The organism is Methylomonas rhizoryzae (assembly GCF_008632455.1).
In the GTDB taxonomy this organism is placed as follows: domain Bacteria; phylum Pseudomonadota; class Gammaproteobacteria; order Methylococcales; family Methylomonadaceae; genus Methylomonas; species Methylomonas rhizoryzae.
The window spans coordinates 2814092-2834103 of record NZ_CP043929.1 but is presented as its reverse complement, the minus strand read 5'-3'; the positions used below and the strand labels follow the sequence as shown (position 1 = coordinate 2834103).

The following is a 20012-nucleotide window of genomic DNA, read 5'->3' as shown; positions in this document are numbered from 1 at the left end:
TTGCTTACCGGCTGAATTGATTATCCTTGTGCGGCGTTTCCCCGCAATAACAACTCGGTAAATTGGTCGGCCGGTATCGGCTTTCCGAACAAATAGCCCTGCGCTTCGTCGCAATCGTGTTGCGTCAAATAGCCGGCTTGCTCTTCGGTTTCTACGCCTTCGGCAATGACTTTGAATTTGAGGATTTTGGCTATGGAAATGATAGCCAAAACGATAGCGGCAGCATCCGAATCGTTGGTGATATTGGCGACGAAAGAGCGGTCTATTTTCAGCTTGTCGAAGGCAAACCTTTTTAATTGGTTCAAGCTGGAATAACCGGTGCCGAAGTCGTCTATGGATATTTGCAAGCCGAACGCCCGTAATTTGCGCAGCACGTCTTGTTTACCTTCGGGATTCCTAATGAACAGGCTTTCGGTTAATTCCAATTCGACGTATTCCGGTTCCAAGCCGATGTCCGAGACGATGGCGAATACCTTTTCGGCAAAATGTTCTTGGTCCAATTGTTTGGCCGAAACGTTGACGGCTATGGTCAAGGCCGGATAGCCCCCGTGTTGCCACACCAGGTTTTGCCGGCAAGCTTCCCGCAACACCCAGGCGCCTATCGTGTCGATCAAGCCTATTTCTTCGGCGACCGGGATGAATTCGTCCGGCGAGATCATGCCGCGTTCGGGATGGTGCCAGCGAATCAAGGCTTCGGCGCCGATAATTTTTCCGTTGTCGAGAGCGATTTGCGGCTGGTAATGCAGCGAAAATTCGTTGCGCTGCAAGGCACGGCGCAAATCGCTTTCCAGGCGTAGTTTTTTGGAAACGGCAAACTCCATGCTTTCTTCGTAAAAACAAAAGGTATTGCCTTGTTCTTTGGCGCGGTACATGGCGGTATCCGCATGCTTGATTAACAGCCCGCTATCTTCGCCGTCCGCCGGGTATAAGGAAATCCCGATGCTGGCGCTGATGTAAAACTCCTGGTCTATCATTACGAACGGTTTGGCGATGGTATTGCAGATTTTATCCGCAACCTGCGCAGCGACTTGGGAGTGGCCGATGCGTTCCAACAGCAGGATGAATTCGTCGCCGCCGAAACGCGAAACCATGTCTCCCTTGCGCACGCAACTTTGAATTCGTTCCGCAGTAGCTTGCAGTAGCTGATCGCCAACGTCGTGCCCCATGGTATCGTTGGTTAGCTTAAACCTGTCGAGATCCAGAAACAGCACGGCGTGCATGTGCTCCTGACTGCCGGTCGTTTTGATGACCGAGTTCAAGCGGTCCATGAATTGGGTGCGATTGGCCAGGTTGGTGAGCGTGTCGTGATAGGCCAAGCGGTTCAAGGTGTTTTGACTGCGTCTGGCTTCCAACAGGTGGGAAATACGCTTGCGCATCACGGTAAAGTGAATCGGCTTGGGTATGTAATCGTTAGCCCCCATCGAGAAGGCTAATTCCACCGAGCGTTCGTTTTCCAACGCGGTGATCATCAAAATCGGTACTTCTAAGCCGTCGGGCAAGGCGCGGATAATTTTGCAGGCTTCGAAACCGTCCATTTCCGGCATCACCGCGTCCATTAGAATTAAATCCGGCATTTCTTTTTTACAGCTATTCACCGCTTGATGACCGGTACCCGCCAGTTCCACCGAATAGCCGTCTTTTTCCAGCACGTCTTGCAACGCGAAGCGCATGGTGCGGTCGTCGTCCGCAACCAGAATTCTCGGCCCGTGACACACATGGATGGATTCGTACACCGATTCGCCGGCAATTTCTTCCGACAATACTTGTTCGACAAAGGTGAATTGCTGGCGAATTTTTCTCAGCAACGCTTCGCCTTGGGCCAGATTGGAGGCCTCGCCGGCTTCTTCCAATTCCCGGGCAATCGCGGCGAGTTGAATCGCGCCTAAATTACGGCTTGCGCCTTTCAGATTGTGCGCCAATTGGCGTACTTGCACCGGGTCGGAGGCTGCCAGTGCAGCACTCAGTTGTTCGATTTGCAGCGGTACGTCTTCGAGGTAAACCTCTACCAAACGATTGAAATTTTGGCCGATTTCTTCTCGCAACTGGTGCAAGGCGTGAATGTCGAAATTGTAGGTTGTGGCCGGCGGCGCAAGTGTGGTGGCATTGCGCTTGGGTAGCCATTCCAATAATTTCTGCTTTAGCGGCTGTAATTTAATGGGTTTGGCCAAATAATCGTCCATTCCGGCGGCTTTGCATAAATCGCTATCGCCTTGTTGGGTATTGGCGGTCATGGAGATGATAGGTATACGAGCAATCGGGCTGGCCAATAAGCGGATATGGCGGGTGGCTTCGAAGCCGTCCATGCCCGGCATGTGGCAGTCCATCAACACGACGTCGAAGGGTTTGCTGGCCAGCCATTCCAAGGCTTCCGTTCCCGAGTTGGCTATCTCGTATTCGCAGCCCAGGCGCTCCAACATTCCGGAAGCGACAATCTGGCTGGCTCTGTTGTCTTCCACGATCAGCACCCGGCCGCCTAAGCCGTCGCTTTCGGAATTTTCCAGCGTCGGATGAGAGTGTAAGGCTGTACTCAGGCTTTGTCCCACGGTCAAAATCAGATCGTACAGCCTGGATATTTGTATGGGTTTCGGGAACGTGGCGGCCACATTGGGTAAACGTTTGGTGGAAATTCGATCTTGTTCGGTCAAGATGATGATTTTCAACGCCGCCAAACTGGGGTCTAGCGGAATGATGTCCAGCCAGCTGTTGTCGCCGGCATCCTTTAAATCAACGATCGCAAAATGATAGGCCTCGTCCTGCCGGCAGGCCGATTTTAACGCATCGATGGCGCGGATGCCGCTGCCGCTGTGGCGGTGCAGAATCTGCCAATGGTCCAGGCTTTGCGCTAAAAATTGGCGCATTTTGTCGTTGTCGGTAACGACTAAGATTCTTAGGTTGGCAAAATAAGCTTGTCGGGCTTCCGATAAAACCTCTATTCCCTTGGGCGGGTCGAGCGGCACGGTGAACCAGAAGGTGCTGCCTTGGCCTAATTGACTGTCTACCCCGATGTTGCCGCCCATCAGGTTGGCCAATTGCCGGCAAATGGCCAGGCCCAGACCGGCGCCTTCGTGAGCGCGCGTCGTGGAGCCGTCCGCTTGCACGAAGGCGTCGAATATGTTTTTTTGCGCGGCGGCCGGTACGCCGATGCCGGTGTCGGTAACGCTAAAGCGGACCAACAGGGATTGATCGTCGGTCGGCTCGCAACGCACGCCGATGGTAATCGAACCTTGTTTGGTAAATTTCAATGCGTTGCCAACCAAATTGATCAAAATCTGCCGAATGCGCGAGGCCTCGCCGTTGACCACCAGGGGAACGTCATCGGCAATGGAGTAATGCAGCCTTAGATTTTTGCGCTGGGCTTGTGCCGACATCAACTCGACGACCTCGTCCAGGGTTTCGTAAATGACGAAATCCACAGGTTGACGCTTGAGCACGCCGCTTTCGATTCGCGAAAAATCCAAAATGTCCTCGACCAGTTTCAGTAAGGATTCGCCGGCGTTGCGCGCGATCGTGGAATATTCCAGTTGTCGTGGGGTGAGCCCCATGTCTTGCAGCAGTTCCAACATGCCCAGCACCGCGTTAAGCGGGGTGCGTAGTTCGTGGCTGACATTGGCGGCAAATTCGCCTTTCAAGCGTGCCGATTCCAGGGCTTTGTCTCTTGCCTGTTCCAGTTCGCGTTCGCGGCTTTCCAACACGTCCATCATCGAATTGAAGGCGGCACACATGTTGGTGATGTCTTTCGGGCCGCTCAGGCGAGCCCGAACTCTTTTTTCGCCCGCCGATGCGCGGCCCATATTGTTGGCAAGTTGCTGGATGGGCGACGTCAGGCGTTTGGTGATAACCGGCAATATCAACAAAAACAGCACGGCGGCACAGATGGACACCACCAAGGTGGTCAATAAAATTTTCTTTTTCATGCCGGCAAGCGATTGCTTGCCTAACGTTAAACGCACGTAGCCGATCAATTCCGAAGTCGGAATCTGTGCTTCGAAGGGGGAATGTTCGGCTTCGCTGCCTATGCGTGCGAACACCGGGGCGCTAAAGTACCACGCCTGCTCGGTTTCCTGGCTTAATTGCAGCTTTTCCGGCCAGCCGCTGTTGCTTAGGCCCAACGGCACGGTGGTTTGGCCGCGCTCCAGCAACGGTTCGTGTTTGTCGTTGAATACCGCGACGCCCAGCACGTCCGGGAAAGCCAGGAAACGCCGAGCAGGATCTTCCGCGTTTTCTTGGCTGCCGTACAATAGCGCCAGTGTGCTTTGCGCGGCAAAGGTTTCCGTGGTTTGCAGGCCTTGGGCTATCCATTTGTCGCGGACGATTTGGTAGCTCAAGGTCGAAATGGCAAATGCCGAGAGCAGGGCAAATATAAATAAGCCGGTCGAGAACGAAATGGTCAGCTGTTGTAAGAAGGTCGCCCGTTTCGATTTGGGGTTCGGCAAGTGTTTCATTGATGGTTAAGGCGTTGGAAAAACCAGGGCGAATTCGCGCCGGGTTTGGTTGGAGATGCGCAGGCCTAAATGATCGGCTGTCCGTAAATTGACCGCGACTTGCAAATCTTTTAATAGCTGCACGGTCGAACCGGTCTGTTCGCCGCGCATTTTTCGGAGCGCTAAATTCGCCAAGCTGCGGCCCATTCCGAAATTATCCGGGAATAGAGAAAACAACACGCCTTTGCGTACATGCTCCAGGTTGCTGGAAAACACCACAAAATTTTTTTCCCAAGCTTCTTTCAGTATTTCGGGTAATAAGGATTGTTCGTCCATCGCTGCGTTCTCGCGCGGCAACCATAGTGCTTCCGTGCTGTCTTGAGCCGTATCCAGCAACTGACGGTACAAATCGGACGAATCTTTTAAGTTTCCGGTAGCTTGGGCATTCAATTGTAGCCCCAAAATTTTTGCGGCTTGCACGGCATGATCGACCTCCCAGGCGGATTGTCTGGGGTCGTAGATGACGGTGATTTTTTTGATTTCCGGAACCAGTTGCTTCAGGTAAGCGAACATGGCTTCCGGCGCAGGCGTCAAGCTAATTGCCGTCGCGTTGGACGGGACTTCGTTGGGATGAATGACGGTGGCGCCTATCACTATCGGCAGTGCCGGATCCAGGGATTTTGCGACATAAACTCCGGCCCGGCCGAGAGTGACTGCTACATCGATGCTATCTGCGCGCAGTTGTTCTTGCAGCACGGCGGGGTTGGTGATTTGACTCTCGCTGAGTTGGTAGTGGATGACCGCGCTGCCGAGTTCTTGCTCCATGCCGCGTGCGATTTCCTCGAATACCGTGCGGTAAGGTTCTCGAACTTCCGGATAGATCACGCCTACGGTAGGCGGTTTTGCATGCGCTGGGTTGCATATCGGCAGAAAACACCACCAAAACAGCAGCGTAAGTACGGCGCGAATGGTCAATGGCGCTCCTGAATTTTATAGTCCTTTTTGACGCGATAAGGCAGGTCACGGGCAAATTTAGAAATGGATGTTGATTTCTCCGTAAAAGCTACGCGGAGCCAAAGGCAAGTCGTTTGGAATAGCGGCAGTTGGGTTGCCGGCCAGACTGGGTTCACGGGCGCTGACGTCAAGAAGGTTGCGAATTGAGAACGCCATATCAACATATTTTGCTAAATTCTGTCTACGTAGGGTCAAATCTACCCAAGTATAGTCGGCAATAGGTTCGCGGCTGTCGCCGAAGCTGCGCTTGCGGTCTACCACCCACTTGGCTTGTGGGGAAAAAATCCAGTCGGGGAAAAACTCCCAGTTCATCCTTAAATAAATTTGGTGATGCGGCGCGTAACCGGCATCGTGATTCAGTGCCTGATCGCGGCTGTGCTGGTAGGCATAGTTACCGATCAATTTGAGGGTGTCGTTGGCCTGCCATTCCACTTCGAATTCTGTGCCGTAACCTTGTAGGTTTCCGGCATTTTGCGCGGTTGCGCTGGTTGTGTTGCTGTCCGGAACGAAGCGGATAATATCCTTCCACCAATAATTGAAGAAATTTAATCCCAGGCGCAGGTTTTCTTGAGGCCGGTAGTCGAAACCCAGTTCCACATTATCCAGGGTTTCCGGTTTCAACGCCGGATTTCCCAATTGCGCCGGATTGTTAATGATATACATTTCTTGGAACGATGGCGCGCGAAATGCCGAACCGTACATTAATTTAGCGGTTAAATCGTAGCTTGCCTCCCACACCAATGCCGCGCGGGGGTTAAACGTGTTGCCGAAATCCGAATAGCGGTCGTAACGGGCGCCTGCCGTCAAGGTCCAATCGTTGGCGAAATTCCATTGGTCCTGCACGAATAAATAAGCCACTTTACGATCTACCGTGGGTATGAAGGTAGAATCCGTATTGGAAACGTCGATGATGGGAATGCCCGGTAGAGTAGGAATGGGTTGGCCGGTGTTCGGATCTATGCCGAAATTTTGCGAAATTCTGGCCTTAAATAAACTGTCGTAATTAAAGCCGATTCCGCTACGCAGTTGGTGATGCTGAAAACCGCTGTAGGCGAACATCTGACTAATCCGTACATGTCGCTCCCAGACTTCCGGATTGCCGATATAACCGTTGGGAAAGGTGACGGGCACGCCGGTCGGGTCTATTTGGCCATTCGAGCCGATAGGCAAGGTGGTTCCGGGCGGAAAAAGGGTTAAATTCCTTTCTATTTCCTGACTGGTTTCGAAATAACTGACTTGCGTGGTCAAATCCCAATTTTCCGCCAACTCGTCGGTATGATAGGTGATATCGGCGTTCCAACGGTCGCTGGCATAGCGGTTGATGGAGTCCAAGGCTTGAGCGATGCCGCTGCCGCTGCCCCAGTTGCTGCGATGTTGCAAGCCTCCGCGAAATTGCCAATTTCCGCGGGAAATGTCTATTCTCGCGTCGATATTGTCGCGGGACAAGTTGACGGGTCCGGGAGCCAGCGATGCGTGGGTGCCGAAAATTTGATCGAATTGGGTTTGCTGGTCGGCGTCGATGATGGAATTTTGGCCTTGAGTTTTGTGGTATTCGAATGCCAGCGCGACGTCGAAGCCTCCCCATTCGCCGCCGTGTAGAGCCCAGCCGTCGTAAGTATCGAAGCTACCCACGCGGCCGCCGACTTCGTTGCCTTCTATGTCTTGCCGGGTTTTGGTGATGACGTTGATAACGCCGGCGAAGGCATCAGCCCCGTACACTGCGGAACCCGGTCCCCTGACCACTTCGATGCGAGCAATATCGCGTATCGGCATGCCTCCCCAAACTTCGCTACGGCTGCCGGTATAACTATTGGTAATCGGTATGCCGTTTATCATCATCAGCACTTGCGGGTTGAACGCCGAATAAATGCCGCGAAAGGTATAGATGGGGTTATAACCTATCGTATTTCGTTCCACGTGCAAGCCGGGTACGGTTTCCAGGACTTCGTCGATGTCGGTTGCGCCTATGCGTTTGATGTCCTCGGCGGTAATGACCGTGGCAATCGAAGGCGCTTTGGAGATGGGTTGTTTGTAGCCGCTGGCGATACTGACCATTTCTTCATCGCCATAGATTTGCGATAAGGCTTTTTCTTCCTCTTCGAGTAGCACCGGTTGCGCCCAAACCGCAGAGCTCAACCAGGCGCAAATATTTAATAACATCAAACGGTTAGACATATATGCGTCCTGATTGTGGAATGTTGCCAAGCAGGCGGGAGTTCCAACCTGACGGGGGTTTGGCGGGAGGCTATGCCAAGCCGGCGTCGGTTGGATTTATTATTTAGATATGCAGTGTAGGCGGAATTCTATTTATGCCAAGGCCGCTTAGCTTGGCCGTCATAGGTGACGTCGGGGCAGGGGATGGGATACAGAGTGCCTTCCGGGCGTTGTCGGGCTTCGATATAACCGGGAGGCATGCCGGCTAAAAACAACGGAAAAATAAATAGACATAATTCGTCGACGCTTAAGCCCAAGTCTTTGCCCAATGCGGCGATCAAGGCGGCATAGTTCATCTTCATGCGCCAGCGGCCACGCAACAAGAAGTCTTCGACCTCAAAAGCGAGTTTCAGATGAGGGCCTTCGTTTAAGCCCAAGCGCTTGGCCAATTCGAGCAATGGCACGATACGTTCGTCGCCGTTGACCAAAGGGCGGCCATACCCGGCGATGCTGCGATGCGCGGCAAATTCCTCGCGGACACAGGTTTCCAAATCGCTTCCACTCGCCATTTGCCGCAGACTGCGTTCTAAAAAGACTACCGCGCGCCGAAACACGCCTCCTCCGTATATTTCGGCTTCGGATACGGCCAACGCCGCAGCCAACCCTAAAGTACCGGTGCTGCGGGTGCTGCCGGCCAGCGCTGCGATGCGGTTATTCCATAAGCGTACATCCGGATAGCTGGTGTAGGTCCAAATCGCTTGCAGCAACTTCATTTCGGCCTGGCCGAACGTTTTGCCGGTAATGCCGTACAAATACAGTGCCAGCCAATCCATGTCGTTGAGCTCGTGTAGCAGATCCCGGCCGCGATACACGACGCGTTCGCCGGGGTAAAAGGTTCCCATCCGGCTACTCAATTTGCCAACGTGTTGTTTTAGTAGTTCCGGTCCGTTCATGCTGTTGACTCCTGTGTATCGTTTTCTAATTCGACCGTACCGAAAGGAAATTTTTTGTAACCCAAAGGATATTGCTCCAGTGCATGCGCTGCCGCACCGGGCAAGCGCAGTAACAGAAACAGCATTTCGCTTTGCTGAGCTGAAAAACCGAGTTCCGCCAACGCTGCCGCCGCCACTCCGGAGAGTGCGAGCGGTTTGCCGGCCAAGGCCTCCATGGCTTGTAAATTAGCGTGCAACCAAGGAAGAATGGAGCCGACTGCGTATCCCGCCAGACAATCCAATGTTTGGATCACAGTTAAGCCGGTGCTGACGCCATAGGGATCGAAGCCGGGCGGGTGATCGATTTCCGGCCAGATGTCGGCCTCGGTCGATTTTGGGCTGGTAAAAAAGTTTTTCCAAGCCGCTAAATCCTTACCGCACTGATGCCAGCCCGAGACGGCGTAAAACACCTCGCGTCCGCCTGCCAAATGGCCGGCGCCAACGGCTAATGCCGCTATCAGCGACGACGCGGCGCTGGAGCCGCACACGCCGCCGCACATCGCCGCATGCACCGAAGCGTCGCGCGGCCCCGGATTGGCTAAAGCCAAGGCCAAACTATCCAACAAATCCGCTTGGGCTTTGCCGGGTGCTTCCTCCTTAAAAAGCAAATAAAGCATATCGGACCAACGGGCGTGACCCAGCATCTCCCCGTAGACGTCGTAGCCTCTGCAATAGGCGGCGCGGGTGGCGAATGGGTTATCGGGTTCGGGTTCCTCCAGCCAGATTCGGGTACGAATGGTGTGTGGGGCGTTGCTGCCGCTCATTGTTGCTCCTAAGGTAGGCAAACCAGGGATATCCCGCCGTCGACGACAATCTCTTCGCCTACGACATAGGACGAGTCTTCGGATGCCAAGAATAGCGCAACTTTTGCAACTTCTTCGGCAGTACCTAGCCGCTTGCTGGGAGAACGGCCTTCGATGTCGCTTTTGATGGCCTGAAAAACTTCGTCGGGTACCGGAATGTTATTGAAACCCTCGGTATCGATGGGGCCGGGATTGACTGCATTGATGCGAATATTTTTGCCGATCAAACTGAGGCTTAAGGACTGAACTAAAGAACGCAACGCGGCTTTGCTGGCGGCGTACAAACTGAAGTTTTCGGTACCGCTACGATTGGTTATCGACGTGGTGACGACAATCGATGCGTTAGGCCGCAGTATAGGTAAGGCTTTTTGTATGGTAAAAAAAACACCTTTTAGGTTGACTTGCATGATGCGGTCGAATTGGTCTTCGCTTGCCGATTCCAGCGGGGTTGGCTCGGCAATCCCGGCATTCAAGAACAATATGTCCAAATGGCCGAATTGACGTTCGATGTGTGCCAGCAGGGCATCGATGTCCTCAAGGTTGCCCGCTTCGCTAGTGATGGCTAGGGTATTGGCACCCAATTCTTTTTTTGCGGTTGCCAATCGGCTGGCGTCTCTGCCGGTGATGGCCACTTTAGCGCCTTGAGCAATAAACAATTTAGCCGTCGCTAGGCCTATGCCACTGGACCCACCGGTAATCAGGGCGGTTTTATCGAGTAATTTTCCCATGACGATCCTCGTTATTTGCCGGACGTCAATACACGCATTCTGACGTTCATGGGCGGTTCCTCTTCGGGATCTATCAATACATCCAACAAGGTGGGGCCTTTTCTGGAGCATATTGCTTGAAAGTCCAGGGCAATCAGGTCGTCAGGCGTTTTGATAGTGTATGCCTCTGCGCCTAATGCACGGGCAATCGCCGCGAAATCGCTCGGCGGTAATTCGCAGCCGATTTGTTCGGCGCTGGCTAGCCGTTGGCCGTGCTTGACCATGCCGAGCGATTGGTCGTTGAGAACGACGAAAATGATGCTGAGTTCCTCGGCGACGGCTACCGAAATTTCTTGACCGTTCATCAGCATGCTGCCGTCGCCGGTGATGCAGACCACCGGACGTTTACGGTCTGCGATTGCAGTGCCGACCGCACCGCCTATGGCCCATCCCATGGCGGCAAAGTTCATGGTTACCCGTAGCCAGCCGCCGTCGTTTTTACGTTGTCCGGGCGTGGTTTTACGTCCGCCTCCACCCATTCGGCGCTCTCCAACCCGTCTGTCAATAGACGGATGCAGATAGTGTACCGACCAGGATACGCTATTGCCTGTGTCGGCTAAAAAGCGGGTGCTGGGTGGAAGATGTAAACCTAACTCCCGCATCAGTCGCTGGGGTTTTAACGGAATAGCGTCGCTTTCATATTTATCTTGTTCCGCTAATAAGCGTAGAGGATCTCCGTTTTGGATTGCATTTCTGTCGCGAGAGGCGCGATTGCGTGCATAGTCGAAGTCATCGGGTTTATGCCGGTTATGTAAATTTTCGACTAAACGGCTAAAAACGGACAAAATCCTGCCGCGCACGTGCAGCCGGGCCATAGGCGTGCGGGCCAAGTTTTCTTCGGACTCGTCGATGTGAACCAAACGCTCGTTCAACAAGCTTTCACTCCAACCGCCGCTGTTCCATTCTCCCATATTGGCTCCGACCGCCAGTATCAAATCGACTGAGTTGTCTCTGAGCGCGGCATCCGCCGTTTCGTGACCGCCGAACCCGAACACGCCCTTAAACAAAGGATGTCTGGGATTGACCAGTCCTTTAGCGTCCGGCGTCGTGACTATTGCCGTGCCTTTTAACGATGCGAACTGCAAGATCGAGCCGATTGCTTCGCCGCAGCCGCCGCCTATCAGCAAAACGATTTTTTGGGATGTGGATAGCTTTTCGGCTAAATGGTCTACCGCGTCGGCGTCAATCATCGATGCCGGAGCCAACAATTCATGCAGGTCGTAACTCGGCCTCTGAATGGTGGTAGGGCTGCGAAATACGTCCACGGGTACCGTCAAGTGCACCGGGCCGCGGGGTGTGCGAACCGCGCGTTGTAAAGCGGTAACCAGCTTGGTTTCCAGCTGCTTGGGGTGAGAGACCAAAGAGTTATACCGGGTACAGTGTCTGAACATGCCCAGTGTATTGATGCCGGTGCACGAGGATTCTTGTAAAGGATATTTTCCGAAGGCCGGCAATGCCGGTTGACCGGTGATGACTAGCATGGGAATGTTGTTGTCGTAAGCACAGGCAACCCCCGTGATCAAATTGGTTGCCCCAGGACCCGATGTAGAACAGCAGACGCCGATTTTGCCGGTTTCTCGCGCATAACCGTCCGCCATAAACGCCGCGCCGGCTTCGTGTCTGGCAAGGACGTGTTTAACTCCGCCGCGGCGGGTGCTGCGGGCGAGCGCATTGTAAAGAGGTTCGATAGCGCCGCCCGGAACGCCGAAAACGAACTCTATGCCCATTTGTTCCAAATAGGCGACCAGCAGGTCGGCTTGATCGATAGACGGAGCAAGCTTGAGTTCCGGATGTATTTCGGTTAAGGGTGTTTCTTTGCGGATCAGAGAAATTTGTGCACTCATGTAAAAATACCTCGCTGGTCGGATGTGGAATCAACTGAAAAGGTGCTTCGGTTTCGGCGGCTACCCGGTCTGTTCGGGAACGGATAGTTCGAGTTGTACTAGCACCAAACAAGCCTAGGGCTCTCGCCGCAGATTAACTGTTACCGGTTTTTGAAAATGTGGGCTTTGTCCGCTCTGCGTGCTAAGAACAGCCATGCATTTCGCAAATTTCGATATTGGTCAGCGTTTTGAGACTCCGCGGCTGCTTTTCGGGTGAATACCGTTACTTTTTACGGGGCTGAGTGGGGGCTTGACGACTAAACGCTGGTGGCACTGAACAGTAGGTGTTGAATTTTCCGGCGTTAACGATGCGGATTTTAGCGGTGGGCAATGCCGCTACGATTTCCAGTCTGTGTGGCGACATAGCTGCTTAGTTAACTATTCATGTTTATAAGACACCATTATTGTGAAATAAAGTTCAGCAAATACATATGTATGAAATGGCATGGACTAATAACCCGAGGCTATGGATAGCGTGTTCAGTTTGGGCTTAAGTTGAATAAGGCGCTAGCGCCAACAAGCCATACTAAGCCGACGGCTATTTCCGTTGCTGAGCTAAAGCAAAAATTATATATTTGCCGCAGGTGATTGTTGTTAGTATTTTAAAAGGGTTTACAGCGAAAACTATTTGCGTTAAAACAATGTAATACGTGATTTTTGTAGAATTAACATAAGTTTACATTTGCTGCATAAACTGGAAGAGGGTATCCGAATTATGAATGAGAAAATCTCGGCACTGGGGAATAAGTGTTTGCGTTTGGTAACTGCAGACGGAGAAATGTCGAGTTTTCTTGGCGGGAAGCCCTTGGTGGCAACTCATGTGCTTTGGCCGAGAAAGCACGATAAACCGCTTGGTTTTATTGGCCAAATTGATTTGGCCGAAATAAATAGAAATTCCGCTATCGATTGGTTGCCGGAAATAGGCCGCTTATTGTTTTTTTACGATTTGCACGAATGGCCTTGGGGATTCGATCCCGACGATAAAGGCGGTTGGGCGGTGATTTACGAAAACGGTTTAGGCGAGTTGAAATTTCAGGAAGCGCCTAGCGATTTAGCTCCCGAGTATCTGTCCGAGAAAATTAAATACCTTAAGTCCGAGCCTTTTATCAGTTACCCGGATAGCCGGCGCATTGATCCGAACCGGTTGGACTGGGAAGAAGACACGGAATATGATGAATTCATAGACAGTAATTACGGCGCGGGTCCCAGGCATCAAATCGGCGGATTTCCATACGCGATACAGAACGATACGATGGAAGAGGAGTGTCAATTGGCAAGCGGCGGCGTGTATTGCGGTAACTCGGAAGGTTACGACTGTAAGCAGGCCGAAGCATTGAAAGCGCACCCCAATGATTGGCGCTTGTTGTTGCAATTCGATTCCGACGAGGATATCGACGCCATGTGGGGCGACATGGGGATGTTGTATTTTTGGGTGAGGGAAAGCGATGCAAGAGCCGCCGGTTTCGACGATGCCTGGATGATATTACAATGTTATTGAAGGCTGTGGCGAGGGCGGGGCTAGTCGTTGATGATCCAACGGCATCGGAGGGAAGGGGCCTTAGTTCAAGATCAACGCGAACCAAGGCGTTTAACAGAAGCATGCAAGAGGGCTGGGAGCGATGCTTTGCGGTTTCTGCAGTCCGGCAACGTGCCGCTCCTCAACTTTTAGGTACTAACCAAAAGGGGTATTGCAAGTTCTAAGGCCGTTTATACGGCCAGGGCGAGTAAGAGCGATAGCCGTCGGTCAGGGTTTTCAAAAAAGCCACCAAATCGCTTCTTTCACGCGCGGTAAGATTAAGCTCGCCAAGTTCGTCGAAGTTTTCGTTGCGCTTAATTTCCGGCGCAGGCCAGCATTTACGCTTCAACGCCTCGGTGTCGTTCGGCGTATTCTTGCATTCTCGGCGTATGTCGCGGTTGTTGTAAAACAGCACTACACCTTCCAGGGTTTTAAAATAGCCGTTGTGCATGTAGGGGGCGGTAACCGCTACGTTGCGCAAGGTCGGAACTTTGATTTTTCCGCGTTCTCCGGCAAGCGGCACGTTGTTGGCCAGGCCTTTGTCCACGAAATTTTCACCGTCCGGATTTAGGTCGTTGGGCAGAGCGTAGAACAGGCTGTCCGGGTTTTTCGGAACGCCGATGTTGTCGTAAGAATGATCGGTAAACAACGGCGGCGTACCGTCAGAGTTTGGTTTGCTCGGATGGCAGGCGGCGCAATTGCCCTTGTCTTCTTCATCGAAGACCTTGAGTCCTCTCGCTTCTTTGGCGGTCAGTCTGGCTTTTCCCGCCAAATAAAAATCATATTTGGAACTAAAACGGTTGAGCACCGGCGACCTTTCGAAGCTCGCTATGGCTTGCGCCATACGTTGATAGGCCTTGATGTCGTCGTCTAAAGCCCCGCTGCCGAATACTGCTTCGAACATAGAGGCGTAGTCGGCGTTACGTACTTTGGCAATCACGCCGGCTATATCGGGATTGGCCATTTCCAAAGGGTTTAAAAAAGGCCCTTTGGCTTGTTCTTCCAAAGTAGCTGCGCGGCCGTCCAAGAATTGTCCACCGTAATACAAGCCGTCTTCGTTGTTTAAATGGAATTCCGGCGCGTACGCCGAATACATGGCGGTAGGGGTGTTGCGATTGCCTTGCAACGTGACCAATGCGCCTTGCGAGGTGGGGACGCCGTTGTCCGGATCGGTAAACGCCATAGCCGGATCGTGGCAAGTGGCGCAACTTTGGCCGGCTGGTTCCGATAAATTGGTATCGAAGAACAATTCCTGACCCAGTTTTGCTTTCAGACTTAAATTGGCGCTGCCCGGCAAGGTCGGTACCTCAGCCGAAGCCGTGGATGCGGCTATTGTTAGCAGCACAAGTGAGTGACTGAGTGTTTTTCGCATAAATACTCCAAAAACTTCGCAGTTCAAATAGGGAGCCCGGCCGAGGCCGGGCGCTTAGCCTCTTAATAAATGAAGCCTATACCCAAGTTGAACTCGTTGGCAGGAGAGTCTTGTTTGGCTTGAATGTTGCGGTAATCGGCTTTGATGACGATGTTGTCTATCGGCTTGTAGCTCAGGCCGCCTTGATAAATCCAGCGGTCCAGGCCCAGGTTGTCGGCGAATCCGGCTGCCACGGCAGCCATAGGATCGTATTTTTCAAAGCGGAAGAACGGCGCCAGATATTGGGTGCTGTCTTTCAACAGATGCGGCATGATGTCGTACGCCGCTTCGGCATACCAGCCGAAACTTTCCTTGCCTATGGTTTCGCCTATTGCTTGGCTGAGTATTTCGGTATCGTTAACTTGTCCCCAAGCGCCTAATGCCCGCAGTTCCAAACCCCGGTAACGGTATTGCATGTGTCCTTCGTACAATTGGGTGGCAACATCGAGTTTGCGTCCGAGATACAGTTCGTTTTGTCCGGAGTTGCCGATGAAAGCCGAGCCGCCCACCATCAAACCGGGCACGACGGCCGGCGAGTAGTCCACCCGGCCGGTAAATGCAAAATCTTCCGCCAAAGCCTGGCTGCCGCCTTGGCGGCCTTCGCGTATCCCTTCGCTTTCGAAGCTGCGGGCGTTCAGCCCGTTCATCGCATAGACCCGGTATTGCAAGCCGGGGATGATTTCGCCGAATAAGCCGGCACCCATCTCACGCCAGGTGGACGGGATAATGAAGCGTTCCACGTCCGGGCGGCGGTTGCCGTGAAATGTCGTGGGTTCGTGCATCTCGTTGATGAAGCCCATGGGCACTAGCATCAAACCGGCGCGGATGTTGTATTTAGGGTCGAGCAAGAAATCCAATTGCGAGAACTCCACCGATACCTCGCCTTTTTCCTCGGCTCCTTCACCGGTTGAGGCATGTTCGAATTCGATTTCGTTGTTCAAAATGATCCAATCGTTGAATTTGTAACCGGCGTATAAGACGGCGCGTTGCAAATCGAAAGAGTCGCTGGCGCCGGAGGCTTTTTCGTCGGTGTAATTGGTATAAAACGCCTCGCCGTAACCTCCGATGGATAGGCCGCGATTGACGCGATAGACATTGGACGCCGCGGGGCCCAAGCCGTATTCGCTTTTGTATTCGCGCGCTTCCGGAATGAATAACTGGGTTTTCAGTTTTTCCACTTCGCTAGCGAGTACGTCGGTTTTGCGTTCCAGTTCGCCTTTTCCCGCTGACGGGGAATTCGCGGCAACCACAGTGCCGGAAGCGGAGTTTTGTTGTGCCTGCTTCAGATCGCGGACTTCCTGTTTCAGTTGCTCGTTTTGGGCGCTTTTGGCTTTCAGCGATTCGATTTCCTTTTGTTGCTGTTGGATGATTTTCCACATTTCTTCCATGCTTGCCGGTGCTTGTTCGGCTATGGAAACATTGCTGCATAACAAACCTATGGATGCGGCTAAATACAAAGAATTCGTCGGTTTTTTCTGGAAAGTCATGTCTAACGGCCTCAATATCGGTTTAATATGCTTGCAGTTTAAAGGGTTAAAAGATTAAGCGCAAATCATTATCATTTGTAAGTCAATTATGCGCCGTACTCATATTAGTTAATTTGATGGTGTTACGCATACGACACCTAAAATGTACCCGGGGGCTGCAATAGTGCGGGCAAAGCCGGCGGCAATTTCGTATGATATTTAGTGTTTTTTATCTTGAGTGACTCATGCTTAGTTTCGAATCGTTACGCCGGTTTGTTTTAGCGCTTAGTGTTGTCGTATTTGCAATGCCTTGTTTTTCAACGGTTTATTTCAGTAAGGACGAGGCTTTGGAAATGGCGTTTGGAACGGATGCCAGCGTGGAATTGTTATCGCTGTTTCCCACTGAAAGTCAGATAGTGCAAATTGAACAGTTGGCCAAAAGTAAATTGGAGTCCAACTTAATCAGCGTCTTTGTCGGTAAAAAACAAGGACAAATTGTCGGTTATGCGATGATTGAATCGCATAACGTGCGTACTCAGCCGGAAACGATGTTGTTAGTGGTCGATGCCGCCGGCAATTTAGCCAACTTGCGCATCCTGGCGTTTCACGAGCCGCCGGAGTATCAGCCGCCAGATCGTTGGTATGCCAAATTATTGAATTTGCCGCTGGAGAAGTTGAGCTTCGATACAGACGTGCAAGCGGTTTCCGGTGCAACCTTAAGTTCGCGGGCTGCGTTAAACGGGGCTCGCAAACTATTGGCGATTTACCAAGTCATGTTGAAAAAGACTCAATAAGCCATGCGATTTTTTGTCACCGGCGAGCAGAATCGCCAACTGTTGATCAACACCTTGATTTTGCTTTTTTTAGGTTACGTGGCCTTGCTTTGGCTTAGCAACGGCTTGATGTACTTTCACAAAATGAGTCTGAGCGGCGATTCGGTTCTGGCTTATTATTTGGGGGACGAGGCACAATTCACGCAGCCTAAAAGCTATCAAAGCTTATTGGAAGTTACGCATTTTCATTTGTTTGCGATGGGTATGCTGGTGTTGACCTTAACCCATCTGATGCTGATGACGGATTTGCCGACTCCGGCAAAGGTTTGGCTCAGCGTGGTTATTTATTTTGCAGCCATCGCCGACGAGGCGGCCGGTTGGTTGGTCCGTTATGCGCATCCTTATTTCGCGTATTTCAAAATAGCGGCGTTTTTACTGTTGGAAACGTCATTATTGGCTTTGATCGTGATTGTTGCGCTGTCTTTGCTACAAGCGCGCAAACGGGCGCGCTAACTCTCTTGTGCTGTAACTTATGCGTAGCCGGTTGCTTCGCGAAAAATCGACAATGTGTTTGCGAATAGGAGGACATCATGAATAAGCACTTACAACTAGTCAGGGAGTTTCACGACAGCTTCGGCATCGTGCAGCCGGTTTATCCGGACAGCATGCATCTGGCGGATATGGACGTCGTGATGCGGCAGGCGCTACTGATGGATTGCGCCAGCGAAACTTTCAAGGCCTTAACCGCCGGGGATTTGGTGAAAATTTTGGCCGGCTTGGTCGATTTGGCCTATAACGCGTTGGCGGCAATCGCTTGTTCCGGCGGCGATGTGCTGGCTACTCCGGCCTCTTGGCGGCAAGACGGCTCGGTGTTGTCTATCGTCAAAGCGTTGTCGGAAAAAATCAGCCTGTGCGCGTCGGGAGAAACCGTGCACTACTCCGGGCTGTATATGCTTTGTGTGCAACTGGTACGCGGTTTCGTCAATGCCGATTTCGACAAGGCTTTTGAAATGGTGCACGCCAATTTGTTGAATAGCCTGTCGCAGGGCCGGTCCGGCGGCGATTACGGCGAGCGTATCGCGCGAGAAACCCTGCCGCCTGCCCCGGATTTAAGCGATGCGCTGTACGAATAAGCGATGATGGGTTCGAAACACATTTTAGGCTTCATCGGCATCGGACTGATGGGGCAACCTTTGGTCTTGCGTTTACTGGCTGCGGGTTTCGACGTTAGGGTATGGAATCGGACGGCGGAAAAACTGGCTACCGTGGCACAAGCCGGGGCCGGTATCTGTGATTCGGTGGCGGAATTGCTGAGGCAGGTCGACGTGGTTTTGCTATGTTTGGCGGATACTGCCGCGGTGGAACAGATCGCGGCAGCGGAGCTTTTTCCGCATGCCAAACCGAACACGCTGGTGATCGACTTGTCCAGTATCGCACCGGATGCGACCAGACGCTTAGCGGCGTCGGCCGGCGAATCCGGCATGCGCTGGGTAGACGCGCCGGTATCCGGCGGTACGGCTGGGGCCGAGCAAGGCAGTCTGACCATCATGGCCGGGGGCGATGCGGCGGATATTGCCGTCACCCGCACGGTTTTAGCGCCTCTGTACAGTCGATTAACCCACATGGGGCCGGTAGGGAGTGGCCAGATCACCAAAATTTGCAATCAAATGATCGTCAGTTGCAACGTGATGGTGATTGCGGAAATGATGGCACTGGCCAAACGGGCGGGTGTCGATAGTGCACAAATCCCGCACGCTTTAACCGGCGGTTTCGCCGATTCCAAACCGTTGCAAATCGTTGGGCCGGAAATGGCAGCCGAGGATTTCGCCTCGGTAAAATGGCGAGTCAAGACTTTATTGAAAGATTTAACACTGGCCGATCAGATTGCTGCGGAACACGAGTGTTCGGTGCCGATGTCCGCGTTAGCCGCGCAATTGATGCGCTTGCACGCCGGCCGCGGCTATGCCGAGCAGGATCCCGCTACCTTGATCAATCTTTACTCGAACCGGTAATGCTGCGGTTTTGTGCCAATCTGAGCATGCTGTTTACCGAGTTGCCGCTGGAACAACGTTTCGCTGCAGCGAAACGACACGGTTTTCAGGCGGTGGAGATCCAGTTTCCCTACGAATTGCCGGCCGAGCGGATTAAAGCCCTATTGGATGAACACGGCTTGCGCATGGTCTTGTTTAATGTCCCGGCCGATGATTTGCTACAGGGCGGGGAGGGCTTGGCGGCCGTGCCGGAAAAGCGTGAGCGGTTTTTAGACGGTTTGCAACAAGCCTGCGACTATGCGGTTACCCTCGATGCTTTGCTGGTGAATATACTGCCCGGCCGCTGTTTGAATCGTGCTCGTCTAAACGATTATTTATCGACTTTTATCCAAAATTTGCGCCTTGCGGCCGACCGCTTGGCCGGGATTGGCGTTACGGCCGTGTTCGAAGCGATCAATAGTGTCGATATGCCCGGTTTTTTGCTGGACGACCACGCTAAAATGCTGGCGGTGTTTTCAGAACTCGCTCATCCCAATCTGGGGTTGCAATACGATATTTATCACATGAGCCGCATGCAGCAGGATTGCACGCAGTTTTTGGCCCGGCACATCGACAAGATAAGCCATATTCAGTTTGCCGATTGTCCGGGACGCGGACAACCGGGCAGCGGCACGGTCGATTTCGATGCCTTGTTCGATTTGTTGCGGAAACTTAACTATTGCGGTTGGGTAGGCGCGGAATATAAACCGACAGGAAATACTGTAGACAGCTTGAGCTGGCTGCAAAGCCGTTAGAACGGCGGGCTATAATAGCCGTATCAA

General features: G+C 52.6%; 15 protein-coding genes. 6 read left to right on the top strand and 9 right to left on the bottom strand.

Annotated elements, in window-relative coordinates:
- Positions 1 to 20: 20 nt before the first annotated feature.
- The 7 genes from F1E05_RS12680 to F1E05_RS12650 all read right to left on the bottom strand — a co-directional run bounded on the left by F1E05_RS12680 (position 21) and on the right by F1E05_RS12650 (position 11995).
- Positions 21 to 4442, bottom strand: coding sequence for an EAL domain-containing protein (locus F1E05_RS12680; RefSeq protein WP_150049005.1), 4422 nt, complete (start codon positions 4440 to 4442; stop codon positions 21 to 23).
- Positions 4443 to 4448: 6 nt separating this feature from the next.
- Positions 4449 to 5396 carry an ABC transporter substrate-binding protein gene (locus F1E05_RS12675; protein WP_150049003.1) on the bottom strand — a complete coding sequence of 316 codons (948 nt, stop codon included), beginning with the start codon at positions 5394 to 5396 and terminating at the stop codon, positions 4449 to 4451.
- A 57-nt stretch (positions 5397 to 5453) separates the two neighbouring features.
- Positions 5454 to 7610, bottom strand: coding sequence for a TonB-dependent receptor plug domain-containing protein (locus F1E05_RS12670; protein ID WP_150049001.1), 2157 nt, complete (start codon positions 7608 to 7610; stop codon positions 5454 to 5456).
- 128 nt (positions 7611 to 7738) lie between these two features.
- Positions 7739 to 8542 (bottom strand): citrate synthase family protein, encoded by an 804-nt coding sequence (locus tag F1E05_RS12665; RefSeq protein ID WP_150048999.1) that lies wholly within the window; start codon positions 8540 to 8542, stop codon positions 7739 to 7741.
- A complete protein-coding gene (locus F1E05_RS12660) occupies positions 8539 to 9345 on the bottom strand; it encodes a citrate synthase family protein (protein WP_150048997.1) in 807 nt (268 codons plus the stop codon). Before F1E05_RS12660 ends, F1E05_RS12665 begins: the two co-directional genes overlap by 4 nt.
- An 8-nt stretch (positions 9346 to 9353) precedes the next feature.
- Positions 9354 to 10112 (bottom strand): SDR family oxidoreductase, encoded by a 759-nt coding sequence (locus F1E05_RS12655; protein WP_150048995.1) that lies wholly within the window; start codon positions 10110 to 10112, stop codon positions 9354 to 9356.
- A gap of 11 nt (positions 10113 to 10123) precedes the next feature.
- On the bottom strand, positions 10124 to 11995 hold the full coding sequence (locus F1E05_RS12650) for a thiamine pyrophosphate-binding protein (protein ID WP_150048993.1): 1872 nt from the start codon (positions 11993 to 11995) through the stop codon (positions 10124 to 10126).
- A 754-nt stretch (positions 11996 to 12749) separates the two neighbouring features.
- Here F1E05_RS12650 and F1E05_RS12645 point away from each other — a divergent pair.
- Positions 12750 to 13532 carry a YwqG family protein gene (locus tag F1E05_RS12645; protein ID WP_150048991.1) on the top strand — a complete coding sequence of 261 codons (783 nt, stop codon included), beginning with the start codon at positions 12750 to 12752 and terminating at the stop codon, positions 13530 to 13532.
- 199 nt (positions 13533 to 13731) lie between these two features.
- On the opposite strand, the gene F1E05_RS12640 is transcribed toward F1E05_RS12645, so the two are convergent.
- On the bottom strand, positions 13732 to 14922 hold the full coding sequence (locus tag F1E05_RS12640; RefSeq protein WP_150048989.1) for a cytochrome-c peroxidase: 1191 nt from the start codon (positions 14920 to 14922) through the stop codon (positions 13732 to 13734).
- 62 nt (positions 14923 to 14984) lie between these two features.
- Positions 14985 to 16448, bottom strand: a complete 1464-nt coding sequence (locus tag F1E05_RS12635; protein ID WP_150048987.1) for a porin family protein — start codon at positions 16446 to 16448, stop codon at positions 14985 to 14987.
- A 224-nt stretch (positions 16449 to 16672) separates the two neighbouring features.
- Here F1E05_RS12635 and F1E05_RS12630 point away from each other — a divergent pair, with 224 nt between their 5' ends.
- From F1E05_RS12630 to F1E05_RS12610, 5 genes are all read left to right on the top strand, one after another.
- On the top strand, positions 16673 to 17221 hold the full coding sequence (locus tag F1E05_RS12630; RefSeq protein WP_150048985.1) for an FMN-binding protein: 549 nt from the start codon (positions 16673 to 16675) through the stop codon (positions 17219 to 17221).
- 3 nt (positions 17222 to 17224) lie between these two features.
- On the top strand, positions 17225 to 17713 hold the full coding sequence (locus F1E05_RS12625; protein WP_150048983.1) for a hypothetical protein: 489 nt from the start codon (positions 17225 to 17227) through the stop codon (positions 17711 to 17713).
- A 77-nt stretch (positions 17714 to 17790) separates the two neighbouring features.
- Entirely contained in the window at positions 17791 to 18333 is a 543-nt protein-coding gene (locus F1E05_RS12620) for a nucleoside triphosphate pyrophosphohydrolase family protein (RefSeq protein ID WP_150048981.1), read from the top strand.
- Between the two features lie 3 nt (positions 18334 to 18336).
- The gene (locus F1E05_RS12615; RefSeq protein WP_150048979.1) at positions 18337 to 19212 is read left to right on the top strand and encodes an NAD(P)-dependent oxidoreductase; all 876 of its coding nucleotides are present in this window, start codon (positions 18337 to 18339) and stop codon (positions 19210 to 19212) included.
- Positions 19212 to 19985 (top strand): hydroxypyruvate isomerase family protein, encoded by a 774-nt coding sequence (locus tag F1E05_RS12610; protein WP_150048977.1) that lies wholly within the window; start codon positions 19212 to 19214, stop codon positions 19983 to 19985. Before F1E05_RS12615 ends, F1E05_RS12610 begins: the two co-directional genes overlap by 1 nt.
- Positions 19986 to 20012 lie beyond the last annotated feature (27 nt).

Coding starts and splice junctions, on each gene's coding strand:
- F1E05_RS12680 (WP_150049005.1), bottom strand. CDS start 4,442: ATGAAACACTTGCCGAACCCCAAATCGAAACGGGCGACCTTCTTACAA.
- F1E05_RS12670 (WP_150049001.1), bottom strand. CDS start 7,610: ATGTCTAACCGTTTGATGTTATTAAATATTTGCGCCTGGTTGAGCTCT.
- F1E05_RS12665 (WP_150048999.1), bottom strand. CDS start 8,542: ATGAACGGACCGGAACTACTAAAACAACACGTTGGCAAATTGAGTAGC.
- F1E05_RS12660 (WP_150048997.1), bottom strand. CDS start 9,345: ATGAGCGGCAGCAACGCCCCACACACCATTCGTACCCGAATCTGGCTG.
- F1E05_RS12655 (WP_150048995.1), bottom strand. CDS start 10,112: ATGGGAAAATTACTCGATAAAACCGCCCTGATTACCGGTGGGTCCAGT.
- F1E05_RS12650 (WP_150048993.1), bottom strand. CDS start 11,995: ATGAGTGCACAAATTTCTCTGATCCGCAAAGAAACACCCTTAACCGAA.
- F1E05_RS12645 (WP_150048991.1), top strand. CDS start 12,750: ATGAATGAGAAAATCTCGGCACTGGGGAATAAGTGTTTGCGTTTGGTA.
- F1E05_RS12640 (WP_150048989.1), bottom strand. CDS start 14,922: ATGCGAAAAACACTCAGTCACTCACTTGTGCTGCTAACAATAGCCGCA.
- F1E05_RS12635 (WP_150048987.1), bottom strand. CDS start 16,448: ATGACTTTCCAGAAAAAACCGACGAATTCTTTGTATTTAGCCGCATCC.
- F1E05_RS12630 (WP_150048985.1), top strand. CDS start 16,673: ATGCTTAGTTTCGAATCGTTACGCCGGTTTGTTTTAGCGCTTAGTGTT.
- F1E05_RS12625 (WP_150048983.1), top strand. CDS start 17,225: ATGCGATTTTTTGTCACCGGCGAGCAGAATCGCCAACTGTTGATCAAC.
- F1E05_RS12620 (WP_150048981.1), top strand. CDS start 17,791: ATGAATAAGCACTTACAACTAGTCAGGGAGTTTCACGACAGCTTCGGC.
- F1E05_RS12615 (WP_150048979.1), top strand. CDS start 18,337: ATGATGGGTTCGAAACACATTTTAGGCTTCATCGGCATCGGACTGATG.
- F1E05_RS12610 (WP_150048977.1), top strand. CDS start 19,212: ATGCTGCGGTTTTGTGCCAATCTGAGCATGCTGTTTACCGAGTTGCCG.